This is a genomic window from Alteromonas sp. MmMcT2-2, assembly GCF_022348305.1.
Classification (GTDB): domain Bacteria; phylum Pseudomonadota; class Gammaproteobacteria; order Enterobacterales; family Alteromonadaceae; genus Alteromonas; species Alteromonas macleodii.
Genome location: NZ_JAKRFA010000023.1, coordinates 17,194 through 31,658, shown reverse-complemented (window position 1 = coordinate 31,658; position 14,465 = coordinate 17,194). Strand labels below are relative to the sequence as shown.

Genomic DNA, 14,465 nt, shown 5'->3' with positions numbered 1-14,465 from the left:
GCGTGGTTAGCAACTATATAGCATTATCATACTCCCACTGATCTCTACATAGCTTATATTTAAAGAACTCTGCTTCTGTTTCCTTTAAAGCCGCTGACAAAGCGCTAATTTGGACTTCCATTTTCTCTTTAAACCCCAGAAGGTTCCCAGCAAATAAATCGCTGTAGGCATTTAGCGTCTGCTTAAAGTCATCCGAAGAACGCTGCTCGGTTGTCTGCGAATAAGCATATGACCAACTATTGAATTGACTTAAACATCTTGTCCTTATTCCCCCGTCCACATTGCTAGCGCCACTAAAACCGCTCGTCAGTTCAGAAAGAATATTTAACCTGCGCTCAGCTTCATCCATAAGTGAAACACTTACTCCGCCAGACTTTAAAAAATGTAGGTCTTTAATCATTAGAAGGGAAGATAAGCGATAACGAACCTGATAAGCGTTTTTGCATTTATTTTTACATGCAACAAAGTCAGAACGCGCTCTCTCTATTTGCATACTAAGCCGTTGCAAGTCTGCCGAATGACTGAAACCTGCGCGAACAGATGAGTTTAGGGCATTGCCTATAGATGAACCAATAGAGGCAGCAGCTAATTCCCCGACAGTAAAAAGTTGCATACCGAATTCATCTGAACTTACAGTTTTTTGCTCTAGACTTTGATTAGTAATTTCATCCGGCTTTTTTAGGGCAAGTTTTTTGAATTGCGCCATGGGGGTATATCCAGCACGTTCGAGCCAAATTACCTGTGAATTAAGGAGGGAGGCTCCCAAACCATATAAGGGAGAGATCTCCCTATCATCGGAATAACCAATAAGCCCTAGATTAGCGGCGACATTTTGTTTTGGATCGACTGAAAATACGGTATCCCAGAGCTCGTTCAGCTTATCAAGATTCAGTCGTAACGGTTGTGCAAAAGACGATTCCCATTCAGCATAAGCATTTAAGTCTGTAGTAGGGATACTTTCTAGCCTTGAGACAACTTTATCTATTACGCTTGTTAAATAGTATGCTGCATTTATCTGAATAAACTGTTTGACATCGTATTGAAAGCTGCGGTTTACGCCTTCTACATTAATACGTTGATATAACTCTGATGTTTTATCATTGAGGGTGGTTATTTGATTTTTAATTTCTTCATCAGTTAATTCTCTGTCCTGGATTTGTTTTGCAATTTCTTTTCGCGTTTGCGAGTCACAATTTTCAGTAAAACAATTCCTCACACTAGGCTTTTCGAAAGCCCTCTCTATACTTGTGTTTTTTAAGTAAAATTGGTCAAAAAATGCGAACTCTATGAATTCGCGGCTCATCTCAACTCCGTTTTTTCGGATAATTTCTTTGATTGTAGTATCTGCGCGCTGTAGAAACGAAACTCTCCAAGCTTGCCAAAATGCGTCATGATCAAAAGCCATTCGACAGAGTCTTTGCTGAGTTAAAGTGAAAGTCAGGTCTTTTTCCGAGCCTTCGCATAAAGCATATTTACTTACATACGTATTTTCGTGGAGCAATGAGTACCAACTCTTGTAATAGTCCGCTTGATGAAGGCTAAATTGCTCTTTTAATGCCCATAGGTTTAGAGCAAATGAAATACCTTCCAATGAAATAGGTATGGAACTAAGGACATCAACCCACCCCATCATTATTTTTTCATGAGTTGGGTACAGCAGATTATCAAGTACATCTTGTCTATTCAAATTCGCGATATCTTGACGGCGCATCTGTTCAGATTCTTTATATGCGTTTTTCATCATCCCCAAGAGTTGGAGGCTTATGGCATTGAGTTCCTGAACGTCCTTCGGCTCACTAAGTGGGAAAGTTACAGTTTTAGCAGGAGGTATAGCATCTCGTTTCGTAATATGTCGATGGCTGCTTGGAGTTTGGTTTTTTTTGAGCATTTTTACCTCCCATCCGTATTTAACTTCAAGGAGTCTGGGATCACTTTTATTCAATAAGACTCGCTTTCCATATACAGAATCGTTAAAAGAAATATAAGGATAGTCTGCGATATCTTCAGCTTGCGATTGAGCAATTTGCATAAACCTATCCATTCCCTCCAGCTTTGCGAGATACAATTTCAAAGACAAACCAAAGTTACTTACGTAATCAGGCCTTTTTCCAAATTCAGAAATTTTAATAAGATGGAGGAATTCGTCTGTCTGTAAGGATGTAGTCCACTCTTTTCGTTGCACCCGAGAAAATGAGATAGTGGTAAATTTTTTGTTTGTAGAATCTACTAACTGGTACTCTACCTCCGCTTCTCTATAAAAAATTGCATTATCATCGGTGTGAAGTTTGTAGACAAGGTGATTGACTAGGCGCTCCCCTAGCCTTTTTTCTTCAATGAATGCCGTGACATTTTCTGCTTTGACATCTACGCGAAGTACCAACTTTTGTATCTCTGTAGAAGAACTACCTTGCCGTTTTTCGACTTTCTTTATTTCATTGAAAACTTCAATGTATTCGAAATTAGCTTTTCGATTAATTATAGATTTTGTTCTTGGATCCCAATCCAAACCTGAAATGAAAATATTGGGGTTCTTAGAAAACTGCACATAAGGGTTGTCAACGCTAATTAATTTGGAAGAAATGACCTGTTGAGTAGGAGTAACTCGTTGTACAGGTAAGCTGTTTTTTTTAACACGTTCCTGAATATCTTTATTTAAATTTTGATAAGGTTTTTTACTTTCTGCTATCAATGTCGCTTCGTTATTGGATAACATATTCACAGATGGTAAGGTATACAACAAAGAAGCACCATCGAATCTGGAACTTTTGTTAGTTTGAAGTTTTTTGATAAGAACTAACATAGTATTTCGGTGCTTATTCTTCCTGTCGTCTATTATATTTTTTACATCATTTTTTATTCCCCAATAGATTGGTACCCCTTCTTCTCTATTTAAAGTAAGAAAGCGCAGCACTGCATAGGGTAAATATTCTGAACTTTTATGTTCCTTGATAAGCTCGTGAAGAATCACTCTTTCTTTTTTCGCTACCTTTTGTTTTTGTCTAAAACTACTGGTTGTTAGGCTTTCTTTTGACACTAACTCACTGAGAATATCTTGGCTGGCGAGCGCTTTCTCATAAAGTTTTTGAGCCTCTGTACTTTCATCAGATAAAGCAACGTTGCAGAATAAACTCAGAACGATGAAGTGAAGAAGCATTTTATAAAGGGGAAGTGATTTAATTTGGTGCATATAGAATTTTCAATATCCGTATTATATAGGTTCAAGTAAGCCTAGCTATGCATTCACTGTTTTAAGAACGATTCTTATAGCCAACAAAAATTAAATTGCACTTAAGCCTAACCCAAATTGATCATAATTTAACCATAAATATAGATGAATTAGCTTATTGAAATATAATTTTTAGCAAAATCAGCTAAATACGAACAAAAAGCTTTCGATGAAAAAGTTAGATTTAAGCTTGAAACCATTGGTATGAAGAATGGGTTTTAGAAGATATGTTAGAAAAACGAAAAAAGGCGAGCATCCTGCTCGCCTTTTTCCGAAAGAACTTAAACTTAATTAGTTAATAATTAAGCTAATGCGCCTTTAGCCGCTTCGACTAGTGCGCTGAAAGCTGCTTTGTCATGTACTGCGATGTCGGCAAGGATCTTACGATCGATTTCAACAGACGCTTTCTTCAAACCGTTAATGAAACGGCTGTATGACATACCATTTTGACGAGCAGCAGCGTTAATACGTGCAATCCATAGTTGACGGAATTGACGCTTGCGCTGACGACGGTCACGGTAAGCATATTGACCAGCTTTAGTTACAGCTTGTACCGCTACGCGATATACACGTGAACGTGCGCCGTAATAACCTTTTGCCTGCTTGAGGACTTTTTTGTGACGAGCACGTGCGATAGTGCCGCGTTTTACTCTAGCCATTAATCAGTCTCCTAAGTCTTATACGTAAGGCAACATGCGCTGAACCAATTTGGTATCAGAGTCATGAACCAGTTTTTTGCCACGAAGGTGACGTTTACGCTTAGAGCTCTTCTTAGTCAAAATGTGACGTAAGTGAGACTGTTTGCTTTTAAAGCGGCCAGAACCCGTTTTCTTGAAACGCTTGGCGGCACCGCTTACAGTTTTCATTTTAGGCATTGCTAAAACTCCGCATTGTTTAATATCGGCATTTTTCGTGTTGCAGTCACTTCATACCGGTTAATGTTTAGCAGCAAGGTGTTTAAGGGTGCAGATTCCTTAAAACTTTAGACCGTTACTACTTCTTATTTGGGGCTAGCACCATGATCATCTGACGGCCTTCCACACGGCGTGGGAAAGACTCGCATGTAGCGATATCTTCTAAATCGGTTTTAACGCGGTTTAGTAGATCGATACCGATGTCTTGGTGCGCCATTTCACGACCGCGGAAGCGGATCGTAACTTTGGCTTTATCACCACCTTCAAGAAAGCGACGCAGGTTGCGCAGTTTGACCTGGTAATCGCCTTCATCAGTGCCAGGGCGAAATTTAATCTCCTTGACCTGAATTTGCTTCTGTTTTTTCTTCTGCTCTTTTTGAGCTTTACTTTTTTCGAAGAGGAATTTGCCATAGTCCATAACTTTACAGACTGGCGGCTCGGCATTTGGACTGATTTCTACTAGATCTAGGCTCGCTTCTTCAGCGGCACGCGTAGCATCTGCTAGCGAAACCACACCAACCTGTTCACCGTCTTTGCCAATTAATCTTACTTCTCTGGCTTTAATCTCATCGTTAATGCGGGCTTTGTCGCCCTGAGCCTTGTTGTTAGCGCCTTTAATGTGCTATTCCTCCAAACATTTAATTCTTTTGTCTGCTTCTGGGATGGTCGATTGACCTAAAGTAAAACCAAAAGCAGACACCTTACTTGTGCATTATACACAAATTGCTCAACTATTTAATTGTCTTTTCTACGACTTCTTGTTGAGCCATGGCAATAAAGTCTTCCAGGCTCATTTTGCCTAGGTCGTCGCCGCGACGAGAGCGCACTGCTACTTCGCCCGCTTCCATTTCTTTATCGCCCACAACTAGCATATATGGAATACGCTTTAATGTGTGCTCGCGGATTTTAAAGCCGATCTTCTCATTTCGCAAGTCAGACTTTGCTCTAAACCCTAAATCTTGCAGTTTTTTTACACAATTTGATGCGTAATCAGCTTGTTTGTCAGTAATGTTCATTACTACAACCTGCTGAGGCGCTAACCAAAGAGGGAAGAAACCTGCAAATTCTTCGGTCAAAATCCCAATGAAGCGTTCTAGTGAACCTAAAATAGCGCGGTGAATCATAACCGGCACTTTGCGTTCGCCATCTTCTGCTACATAAGTAGAGCCCAAGCGACCTGGCATTGAGAAATCTAGCTGTACGGTTCCGCACTGCCATGCACGGTCTAAGCAATCGTGCAGTGTAAACTCAATTTTCGGCCCGTAAAACGCACCTTCTCCAGGCTGATAATCGAACTCGATGTCATTGGCTTTAAGTGCATCTGCAAGCGCAGCTTCTGATTTGTCCCAAATCTCGTCAGCACCTACGCGCTTTTCTGGGCGAGTAGACAGCTTAACTTTGATATTTTCGAAACCAAATGCAGCGTATGTCTCGTACACCATCTTAATACAGCCACTCACCTCTTCTAAGATCTGTTCTTCAGTACAGAAAATGTGAGCATCGTCTTGCGTAAAGCCACGAACACGCATTAGACCGTGTAGTGCGCCCGATGGTTCGTTACGGTGACAGCAGCCAAATTCAGCCATACGAAGAGGCAGGTCGCGGTACGACTTCAAACCTTGGTTGAAAATTTGTACGTGACCTGGGCAGTTCATCGGCTTAACAGCATATTCACGCTTTTCAGATTCTGTGGTGAACATGTTTTCAGCGTACTTGTCCCAGTGACCCGATTTTTCCCAAAGCGTACGGTCCATCATTAACGGGCCTTTAACTTCGTCGTAGCCGTATTCGCGCAGCTTCTTACGCACAAAGCTTTCTAGTTCGGTATAAATTGACCAACCATCGTTGTGCCAGAACACCATACCTGGGGCTTCTTCTTGCCAATGGAATAGGTTAAGTGCTTTACCAATTTTACGGTGGTCGCGCTTTTCCGCTTCTTCTAGGCGCTGTAGGTAAGACTTAAGCTGCTTTTTGTCAGCCCATGCAGTACCGTAAATACGCTGAAGCATTTTGTTGTCGCTGTCGCCACGCCAGTAAGCGCCTGCCACTTTCATTAGTTTGAAGTGGTGACAGAACTTCATGTTTGGCACGTGAGGACCACGACACATGTCTGTGTATTCTTCGTGGTGATAAAGTGCTGGGCGGTCGTCCTTGCTGATGTTCTCATCAAGAATTTCCATTTTGTAGCTTTCACCGCGTGCTTCAAATGCATCGCGTGCTTCTTGCCAGCTCACTTTATTTTTAACCACGTTGTAATTGGTTTTAGCCAGTTCAAGCATACGCTTTTCTAGTTTGGCCAAATCTTCCTGGGTTAGGCTTTCTTCCATATCAACATCGTAATAAAAACCGTTGTCGATAACTGGGCCGATAGCCATTTTGGTGTTAGGCCAAAGCTGTTTAATAGCGTGACCTAACAAGTGCGCGCAACTGTGACGAAGAACTTCTAACCCTTCATCGTCTTTTGCAGTAATAATTTGAAGTTGTGCGTCCGCGTCAATCATATCAACGGCGTCAACTAGCTCACCGTTTACTTTCCCTGCAATGGTTGCTTTGGCTAAACCAGGGCCAATGTCGTTTGCAACGTCTAGTACAGAAACAGCGTTATCGAAAGCGCGTTGGCTTCCATCAGGAAGGGTAATTACAGGCATTTTAATTCCTTTACAGTGGTGACGCCTACTCTGCGCCACATGCATATTTTTGAAAATTTAATCGTGCTTTATAGCACTCGAAACTTGCTTTATTTGAAGCAGCATAAAAATACAGCGCATTGGTACTGCAAAACTGAATACGCGTCGAACTTACTGAGTTTTCTCAGTATTAAAGCAAGTTCTGGATTATAACCAGTGTAGGGGCAACTTCAATATCGAAAAGCCTTTATTGGCTAATTTGTGAAGGTTTGATTTCGTTTAGGAAGATTTTGAGTAGGAATTTATGCATTTCACCATTTTTATCCCATACTTTAGTGTAAGGCGATAAAGGTTGCTGGACTAGCTCTTCGCTGGTGTTCTAGTGTGCCATAGGAAAGAGTCACTCAACACTCCAATCGCCTTGAAAAAAAGCATTAAAACAAGCAGAGCGTGCAATATGTGGCATTTTATCAGCGAGCATATTTCAGATGAAACCCAGCAGTTTTTTAGCTGCCATAAAGCCGAACGAGTAAGTGGCGGAGATACACACGAAAGTTACATCATAAAAGATATGACCCATCGCTACTTTGTTAAAACCCGCAAATATGATGATACTCAGCAATTATCTCATGAAGCCGAAGGACTAGCGGCCATCGCTAACACGCAAACCATTGCTACGCCGCGGGTCATTTGCCATGGGATCACTTCTAACGAAACGCCCAATATGGAATATCTGGTGCTCGCTCATATCCGATTTATAGAGCCTGCCGTAAGTGATTACAGCATTCTGGGCCAGCAACTTGCTGCGTTCCATTCTGTTAACGCCTACACCAGCTATGGGTGGCCGCATGACAATTACATTGGTGCCAGTGTACAAACCAATGGAAGAATGGCGTCTTGGGCTGACTTTTTTGCAGAAAAGCGGATTGGTAGCATGCTAGAACGCTTGGCATCAATTGGTACATGGAAAAGCGGAGATGGCAATATAGACGATATTGTTACTCGAGTCAGACATCTCTTGAGCTTACATCAACCCCACCCTTCACTACTTCATGGCGATTTATGGACGGGTAACGCGGGATTTAACAAGAAAGGGCCAGTCTTATTCGACCCAGCGGTGTACGTTGGGGACGCCGAAACCGACCTTGCCATGGCCGAATTGTTTGGTGGCTTTCCCCAATCATTCTTTGAGGGTTACCATCAACACACCCCAATTGAAAAAAATTACCGATTAAGAAAACCAATTTACCAGCTTTACCATATTTTAAATCACGGGTTATTATTCGGCGCGCACTACATAGCGCAAGCCAAACAAATATTAGACGACATTTACAAGCACTAATGCGACATGCAAACTAGCTCGTATTTCTTGTCCATCAATCGTTTAATCTTCGTATCGTTGCCCCCCTCTTAACAATAAAAATGCAGGCGATAGATAGGCAGCATACGATTTAAAATAGAGAGCAGCTTTAATTATGACAAACTCAGGCCCTGTTGCATTTATTACCGGGGCAGCAAAGCGAATTGGCGCCGCCATGGCGTGTCAGCTTCATAGCGAAGGCTATCGCGTTATTATTCATTATGGAAATTCCAAAGACGATGCACTCGCACTGGCTGAAAAACTTAACAATCAGCGAGCGGATTCAGCTATCTGTCTTCAGGCCAACCTTTGTAATTCAGACGAGGTAAGCACACTGGGGCAGCGAGCATTAGGCATTTGGGGTCAGATAGACGTTTTAGTAAATAATGCTTCTAGTTTTTACCCCACACCGGTGGGCGAAATTTCAGAAGAAGACTGGGTCTCTCTGATAGGCAGTAACGTGAAGGGGCCGCTGTTTCTATCGCAAGCATTGGCACCAGCATTAGCGCTAAGTAATGGCTGCATTATTAATATGGTCGATATGCATGTCGACCGCCCTCTCCCCAAGCATATTGTTTATTTGATTGCTAAATCAGGCCTTGCCTCACTGACCAAGTCACTAGCAATAGACTTAGCACCCCTTGTTCGCGTAAATGGTATCGCGCCAGGGGCTATTTTGTGGCCAGAAAGAGAAATGGGTGATGATGAAAAAGAAACATTATTGTCGAGTATTCCGTTAGGGGAATTAGGTACACCTGCAGACATTGCCAAGACATTGTCGTTCTTGGTATCAGCCCCCTATATCACAGGGCAAATCATTTACGTCGATGGTGGCCGTAGCCTTCACACCGGTGCCTCCGCGTGAGGAAATTTCAACTAAAAGCCTTGCAACCAAACGTTTCTCATTTAAGAAGCGCTTGCCGCACTGTCATTATCAGCGTGGGCTTATTTTCTTTAATGGGTTGTTTTGGCGGTAGTACTGTGAAGCAAAGCATTGATGATTACGCCGCACGGCTTTCTCGCGTGCTCGATGTGCCCCTACCCGACTCGTTTAACAATAAGATTACTACACCACTTCCCAAACTTGCCGACTCCGTAACGCTTAAGCACACCATTGAAGGCGTGAGTATAAACCTGCGTGAGTTTTATGCGCTGCAAGATTGTGAGTTAGGCACAGTGGTTGCCGAACGCAATACGTCGCTAGGAAAAAGTCAGCTGCCATCACAGCGGCTTGTTTATGAGAGCAAACTGCTTACCGTGCTTAAACGCTGCGAGGCGGCGCTTACTGAAGAAGGCGAAACTAGCCAGAGTAACGCGGCACTGGCAGCAACCATCGCATCGTGGCGTGAACAAAAAACGCTAGACTACAGTAAAACTTGGGCAAACCTAGTCCAAGGAAGCCAAGAATTACGTTTGGCGCTTAATACACCTGAACGTCTGTTTTCAGTTGAAAACAATAAAGACGCGCTTTCTAGCGTAAATGCGCTCTATTACATCAACAGTTTGAATAACAAAGCGTTGCTCTTGGGTGATATGTATGCAGACGAGGATTCCTCCGATTCGACAGCAAGCGATACAAAAGCGGTGGTTACGAAAGGAAATAGCAATGAAAACCTTATTGACAGCAGCGAGCTTGAACAACAGTTACAAATTATACGTTCAGCCCGGTTACCCGCTACGCTTTGGCACACACAACAAACCTTAACGCAAAACCTCTCACTGCTTACGAAAATGCTTTCTACCGAGCTTGATGCTGTAAGCTGCCCAGAAGGCCGCGCTAGCGACAAAGCAAAAATATTGCGTAATGTATTCTACCTTTTCTTTATTGAGGAAATACAACCTGTAGGAAGCTTGGTAAATCAATACCACTACAAACTAGCGCCATTATGGGAAGAGTGGCTTGCGCAGCCGTCGCTGCACGAGGAATTCAAACGCTACATCAGGCAACAGTCACAAGACGGATTCAACCAATACAGCAGCGTAATGAAAGCGCATGTCAACTTATGGCAAGGATTCCTTGGTAGATGTAATCTATCGCCCGTCGCGCCTATTTAATAGCGCGACGAGCAAATCCACCAGCCCAGCTTTTGCTGAACATCTCCTCACCTCTGGCTAGCTTTGCCGAAGCACGCTCAATTTGCACGGTTCCCTTCTAGATTTGAAAAGAGGGCAAATTACACATTCCAATAATCCTTCACATAACAAATGCTAAAGAATATTTTCTCCTGCTTCCGGGTCTCTCGACTTACGGGCCTGCTCTCGAATCTCATGGGCTTCGGAAGACACATCATCATTGACTTTCGATTCCTGTGGACGCGTTGTTCCAGCCCCTTTAGCGCTTGACCTCTCGTTTCGATTTTCTGTGGCCTCTCCACTATTTTGTTCACTATCAAAACTTTTTACGTTCTTTTGTTCAGTCGTACTTTCACTTAACTCATTTGCTACGTTTTCTGAAGAGTTAGCGCTTGAAGCGTCTTTCTCGGAAGCGTGGTAAATATCCATACCCTCAGGGAAAATGCGCTCTCTCGCGTCATCAGGCATACTGATATTCGCCTCTAAGAAGGCTTGGGTGATTTTACGCATCAGCACCGACGCCATTTTTAGTACACTCGTTTTCTCTACATCCACCCAAAAATAAACCTTGATGTTGTAGGTCGAGGGGCCTAATTCGTCGATAAGAATTTGCGGTTCAGGGTCGATTAACACGTTGTCTTGTGCTGACGTAATTTCTTGTGCAATTTGCTGCGCCTGTTGTATATCAGCATCGTAGCCAACGCCAATAACAAACTGCCCTCGCATTAGCGGGTTGGCCGTAAGGTTTTTGATTACCCCTTTGTAAATAGTCGCGTTAGGTATTTGAATATGGTTGCCGTCAAAATCCACCAGTGTAGTCGCACGTGCCGTAACTTTCTGAATGATGCCGGTAAAATCGTTGATTTGTACGATATCCCCTATTCTAAAAGGGCGTTGAATAGTAAGCAGTAGACTAGAAATAAAGTTTTCTGCGATGTCGCGAAAGGCGAAACCAAGAATAAGCCCCACCACACCTGTACCACTCACCACCGCGATTGCAAAACCAGTGAGCCCAGCTAAGAACAAAAATAGATAAATACCGAGTAAAATTAAGACTAAACTGACACTTCTTTGAATGACTGAGCGCAGCAGTGGAGATGTGGTCGTACGGGTTAACGGTTTAACTAAAACCTTGGCAATATGTGGCGCTAAAAGGATAAACGCCGCCATGATAACTAAACCTAGCGCCAACCCCGGTAAACGATAAACAAAGTTCTCCCAAAGCTGAGAGAGTAGCGACTGTGCACTTGATAAACTGCTTATTGCGCCACCTTCGTCACTTTGTTGAAGCAAAGTTTGTATAAAAGGTTCGCTGTCGGTTTGCGAGAAAGAAAGCCCCGTTCGCTTATTCAAAATAGAGGGCTGTAATATTTGTTGCGCACTGAACATCACCTCACTCCTTGGCGTTCATGTGTTTCGGTTTTTAATATAAATAACTACGACGCGATAACTAAATAAGATCCCAGCCCGATGGTAAATAAAAAACTGCCCCATATAGCGTGTTCTATAACCACCACGGGCGTCGAGTTAGTTTGCATATACCTATAACCGAAAATGCCACCGCCAATCCAAGAAATGACTACAGCAATCCAGTTACCGTACACTAAGTGGGCTAAACCAAATAAAAAAGTACTTAAGGCCCACCTTGCATATTTCGAAGGCAGTATTCGCTTGTAACGGTGAAAAAAGTACGTTCGAAAAATGATCTCTTGCGGGATGACCGACACTAACGGATAAATCAATAATGTAGCTACCCACATCCATGGCTGGTTCATAGGCCAATGTAGGAACAATTCCGGTTTAAAAAAGTAAACTACCAGCGCCAGTAAGCTCGCCCAAGGCAAAAATAACCTTAGCGTACTTTTTAAATGCGTGCGATAGTCTTCCCAATGCCACAATTTAATGCGTTTAAATTGCTTATCTGCTAACAAGATAGCTAAACAACAAAGTCCCATAACACCTAAAATAGGCATGAGATAATTTGCAAAATGCTTTATCCAGTAGAGAACGGCAAAGGGAATCACCACAAAGAGCAAGATCAATTCAGACCACAGCTTTGCCACAACTCACCTCTTTCTCTCGATCATGCTAGGTTCGCTGATCGATTCCCCAAACGTTTTTACTAACTAGAATCGATGCTAAACCAACAAGATAATTACCAACCGATGACACTTTTGTGAATTTTTACGGTTTATGTCTATGAAAGTGTAGTGCCAATTTGCAAAGCATGAGTGATTAATTAAGTGCTACTTTAGCCCTATGCTTCACTACGCATTCGTAACTCTCTATATAGATAAGGTTTTTTAAGAGCAGTGGAAACTTGTAAGCGTTTTTTAGTAATGAGCAACAACGCTTATTATAGTGATCTACTTCAATAATCGGCTTCGAAAAACCTATTTTAAAGTACGTGAACGCGTTGAACTCAGGTAGTGTTTGTATATCGCACAAAAGTCGTGAAATAATTGCATAAGATGTATAAGGCGATACCAATGACAAAAAATAGCCCTAGCGACGTTTTACAGCAAATTGAAAACCACTATGCCTCTTTGTCCCCTTCGGGCAAGGCTATTGCGCATTATATTCAGCAGAATCCTATCGCAGTATTAAGTCAATCTACGTCTTTAATTGCAGAAAAAACGGGGACGTCAAAGGCCACAGTCAGTCGCTTCTTTCGCCAGCTGGGTTTTGACTCGCATCAGCAAGCTAAAGAGGCGCTTGTTCAGCTACGTGAGCAAGGCGTGCCTGTTGTAAGCCCTTCAAGTGGCGTACTTCAGCATGAGAATGATAGTAAGAATTTGGCCAATACATTTGAAAGCACTTCCTCAGAGGCGTTGACAGATATTGCTAAATTGCTGGCATCAGCAGGCCAGGTCACCTTGATTGGTTTTAGAAACGCCTACCCCATTGCACTTCATTTTAGGCAGCAGCTCAAACAAATTCGTGCGTCGGTCCGTGTGCTTCCCCAGCCCGGTCAAACACTTAGTGAAGATATTATCGACCTAACCGAAAATGATCTTGTCGTACTTTTTGGTTTTCGTCGTAGAACCCGACAATTCAAGTTTGTTTTAAATAGCATTAAACACTGTAAAACCGTATTAATTACCGATCCAACGGGCCAAGGATATCGTCACGATGTCGACCACCTGCTGGTTACCCACATTGGCAGTGACTCGCCTTTTGATAGTTACGCGGCTCCAATGAGCCTGGTTGCATCACTGTGTAACCTTACCTACGAAGTATTAGGAAGCCAGGCCGCAGACCGCGTCGACGCTATTACTGACATCTACATTCAAATGGATGAACTAGAAAGTCCAAAGCGTTAACACTTCCCACAGAACACTTTTTAAGCAATACTATAAAGAGAGCGGATAGCAGAGAATTGTTATTTTGCAAGCGTAAAGGGAACTAAAGCGCTTAAAAATGGGTATAAGTATTAATTCACAACGCTTATTTTGGGTTTTAATGCATAAAAACGTACCTGTTAATTTAATTTCACTGCTAAAAGCGTGTGGTTGGAGTTGATATGGATAAAACGCAAGTAGTCATGGAAGAAGCTAACGGTGTGCTAGACTTTTGGTTTGGAGAACTCTCCCCAGAGCAATGGTTTAAGGAAGATGCAGCACTAGATAAAACGATCACTTCGCGATTTTCAAAATTGCGCGCAGCAGCCATAAAGGGCGAGTTGTGGCCTTGGCGAGCGACGGCTACCGGTCGTCTTGCCGAAATAATTCTTCTCGATCAATTCTCGCGAAATATTCATCGCAATGACAAAGATGCATTCAGTGCAGACAGCATTGCTTTGGTTCTTGCGCAAGAAGCGGTAAGTGTTGAAGCCGATAAGGTACTTACACCGCAGCAGCGCGCGTTTCTGTATATGCCGTTTATGCATAGTGAATCACTCGCAATCCACGACGTCGCATTGGAACTATTTTCACAAGAAGGCCTTGAAAGAGAATTCACCTTTGAAAAGCGCCATCAACAGATTATTGAAATGTTTGGCCGCTACCCCCACCGCAACCGAATTTTAGGGCGCGAGTCGACACCAGAAGAAGTTGCATACCTGAAGCAAAACCCCCAAGGTTTCTAGCAACTTATCTAGTTTTTTATCAATTTACTCAGCGCTTTACCAATTATGTAACTCACAGAAAATAATGTACGTACTAAAATGTCCAATGAAGTAACGTTCGTTTCTCTTGACTTTTTAATGAAACAGTTGTTTCATTAATCTAAAGACGAATAAAGAAACAATAACGAATAAGTAACGC

General features: G+C 42.6%; 12 protein-coding genes. 5 read left to right on the top strand and 7 right to left on the bottom strand.

Going from position 1 to position 14,465, the window contains the following annotated elements; genetic code table 11:
* Window positions 1-13 precede the first annotated feature (13 nt).
* From MHM99_RS13795 to thrS, 5 genes are all read right to left on the bottom strand, one after another.
* Window positions 14-3,187: a hypothetical protein gene (locus tag MHM99_RS13795; RefSeq protein ID WP_239219808.1), complete on the bottom strand. Its 3,174-nt coding sequence runs from the start codon at window positions 3,185-3,187 to the stop codon at window positions 14-16.
* 341 nt (window positions 3,188-3,528) lie between these two features.
* Complete coding sequence (gene rplT, locus MHM99_RS13790; RefSeq protein ID WP_012518092.1) at window positions 3,529-3,885, bottom strand: 50S ribosomal protein L20; 357 nt, start codon at window positions 3,883-3,885, stop codon at window positions 3,529-3,531.
* 18 nt (window positions 3,886-3,903) lie between these two features.
* Window positions 3,904-4,101, bottom strand: a complete 198-nt coding sequence (rpmI, locus tag MHM99_RS13785) for a 50S ribosomal protein L35 (protein ID WP_012518091.1) — start codon at window positions 4,099-4,101, stop codon at window positions 3,904-3,906.
* A 118-nt stretch (window positions 4,102-4,219) separates the two neighbouring features.
* The gene (infC, locus tag MHM99_RS13780) at window positions 4,220-4,759 is read right to left on the bottom strand and encodes a translation initiation factor IF-3 (protein WP_171338159.1); all 540 of its coding nucleotides are present in this window, start codon (window positions 4,757-4,759) and stop codon (window positions 4,220-4,222) included.
* Window positions 4,760-4,871: 112 nt separating this feature from the next.
* Window positions 4,872-6,788, bottom strand: coding sequence for a threonine--tRNA ligase (thrS, locus tag MHM99_RS13775; RefSeq protein ID WP_239219806.1), 1,917 nt, complete (start codon window positions 6,786-6,788; stop codon window positions 4,872-4,874).
* Between the two features lie 436 nt (window positions 6,789-7,224).
* On the opposite strand from thrS, the gene MHM99_RS13770 reads away from it, so the two are divergent.
* The 3 genes from MHM99_RS13770 (at window position 7,225) to MHM99_RS13760 (ending at window position 10,182) form a co-directional block, all read left to right on the top strand.
* Complete coding sequence (locus tag MHM99_RS13770) at window positions 7,225-8,109, top strand: fructosamine kinase family protein (protein WP_239219804.1); 885 nt, start codon at window positions 7,225-7,227, stop codon at window positions 8,107-8,109.
* 133 nt (window positions 8,110-8,242) lie between these two features.
* Window positions 8,243-8,992: a pteridine reductase gene (locus MHM99_RS13765; protein WP_239219802.1), complete on the top strand. Its 750-nt coding sequence runs from the start codon at window positions 8,243-8,245 to the stop codon at window positions 8,990-8,992.
* Window positions 8,989-10,182 (top strand): DUF3080 family protein, encoded by a 1,194-nt coding sequence (locus MHM99_RS13760; protein ID WP_343213283.1) that lies wholly within the window; start codon window positions 8,989-8,991, stop codon window positions 10,180-10,182. Before MHM99_RS13765 ends, MHM99_RS13760 begins: the two co-directional genes overlap by 4 nt.
* 153 nt (window positions 10,183-10,335) lie before the next feature.
* On the opposite strand, the gene MHM99_RS13755 is transcribed toward MHM99_RS13760, so the two are convergent.
* Both MHM99_RS13755 and MHM99_RS13750 read right to left on the bottom strand, forming a co-directional pair.
* Window positions 10,336-11,589: a mechanosensitive ion channel family protein gene (locus tag MHM99_RS13755; protein ID WP_239219798.1), complete on the bottom strand. Its 1,254-nt coding sequence runs from the start codon at window positions 11,587-11,589 to the stop codon at window positions 10,336-10,338.
* Between the two features lie 47 nt (window positions 11,590-11,636).
* Window positions 11,637-12,263 carry a CPBP family intramembrane glutamic endopeptidase gene (locus MHM99_RS13750; RefSeq protein WP_014976215.1) on the bottom strand — a complete coding sequence of 209 codons (627 nt, stop codon included), beginning with the start codon at window positions 12,261-12,263 and terminating at the stop codon, window positions 11,637-11,639.
* 426 nt (window positions 12,264-12,689) lie between these two features.
* Between MHM99_RS13750 and MHM99_RS13745 the strand changes: the two genes are divergently transcribed.
* Together MHM99_RS13745 and MHM99_RS13740 are read left to right on the top strand one after the other, a co-directional pair.
* Window positions 12,690-13,523, top strand: a complete 834-nt coding sequence (locus MHM99_RS13745) for a MurR/RpiR family transcriptional regulator (protein WP_039227167.1) — start codon at window positions 12,690-12,692, stop codon at window positions 13,521-13,523.
* 200 nt (window positions 13,524-13,723) lie between these two features.
* A complete protein-coding gene (locus MHM99_RS13740; RefSeq protein WP_039230097.1) occupies window positions 13,724-14,287 on the top strand; it encodes a DUF924 family protein in 564 nt (187 codons plus the stop codon).
* Window positions 14,288-14,465: the final 178 nt, after the last annotated feature.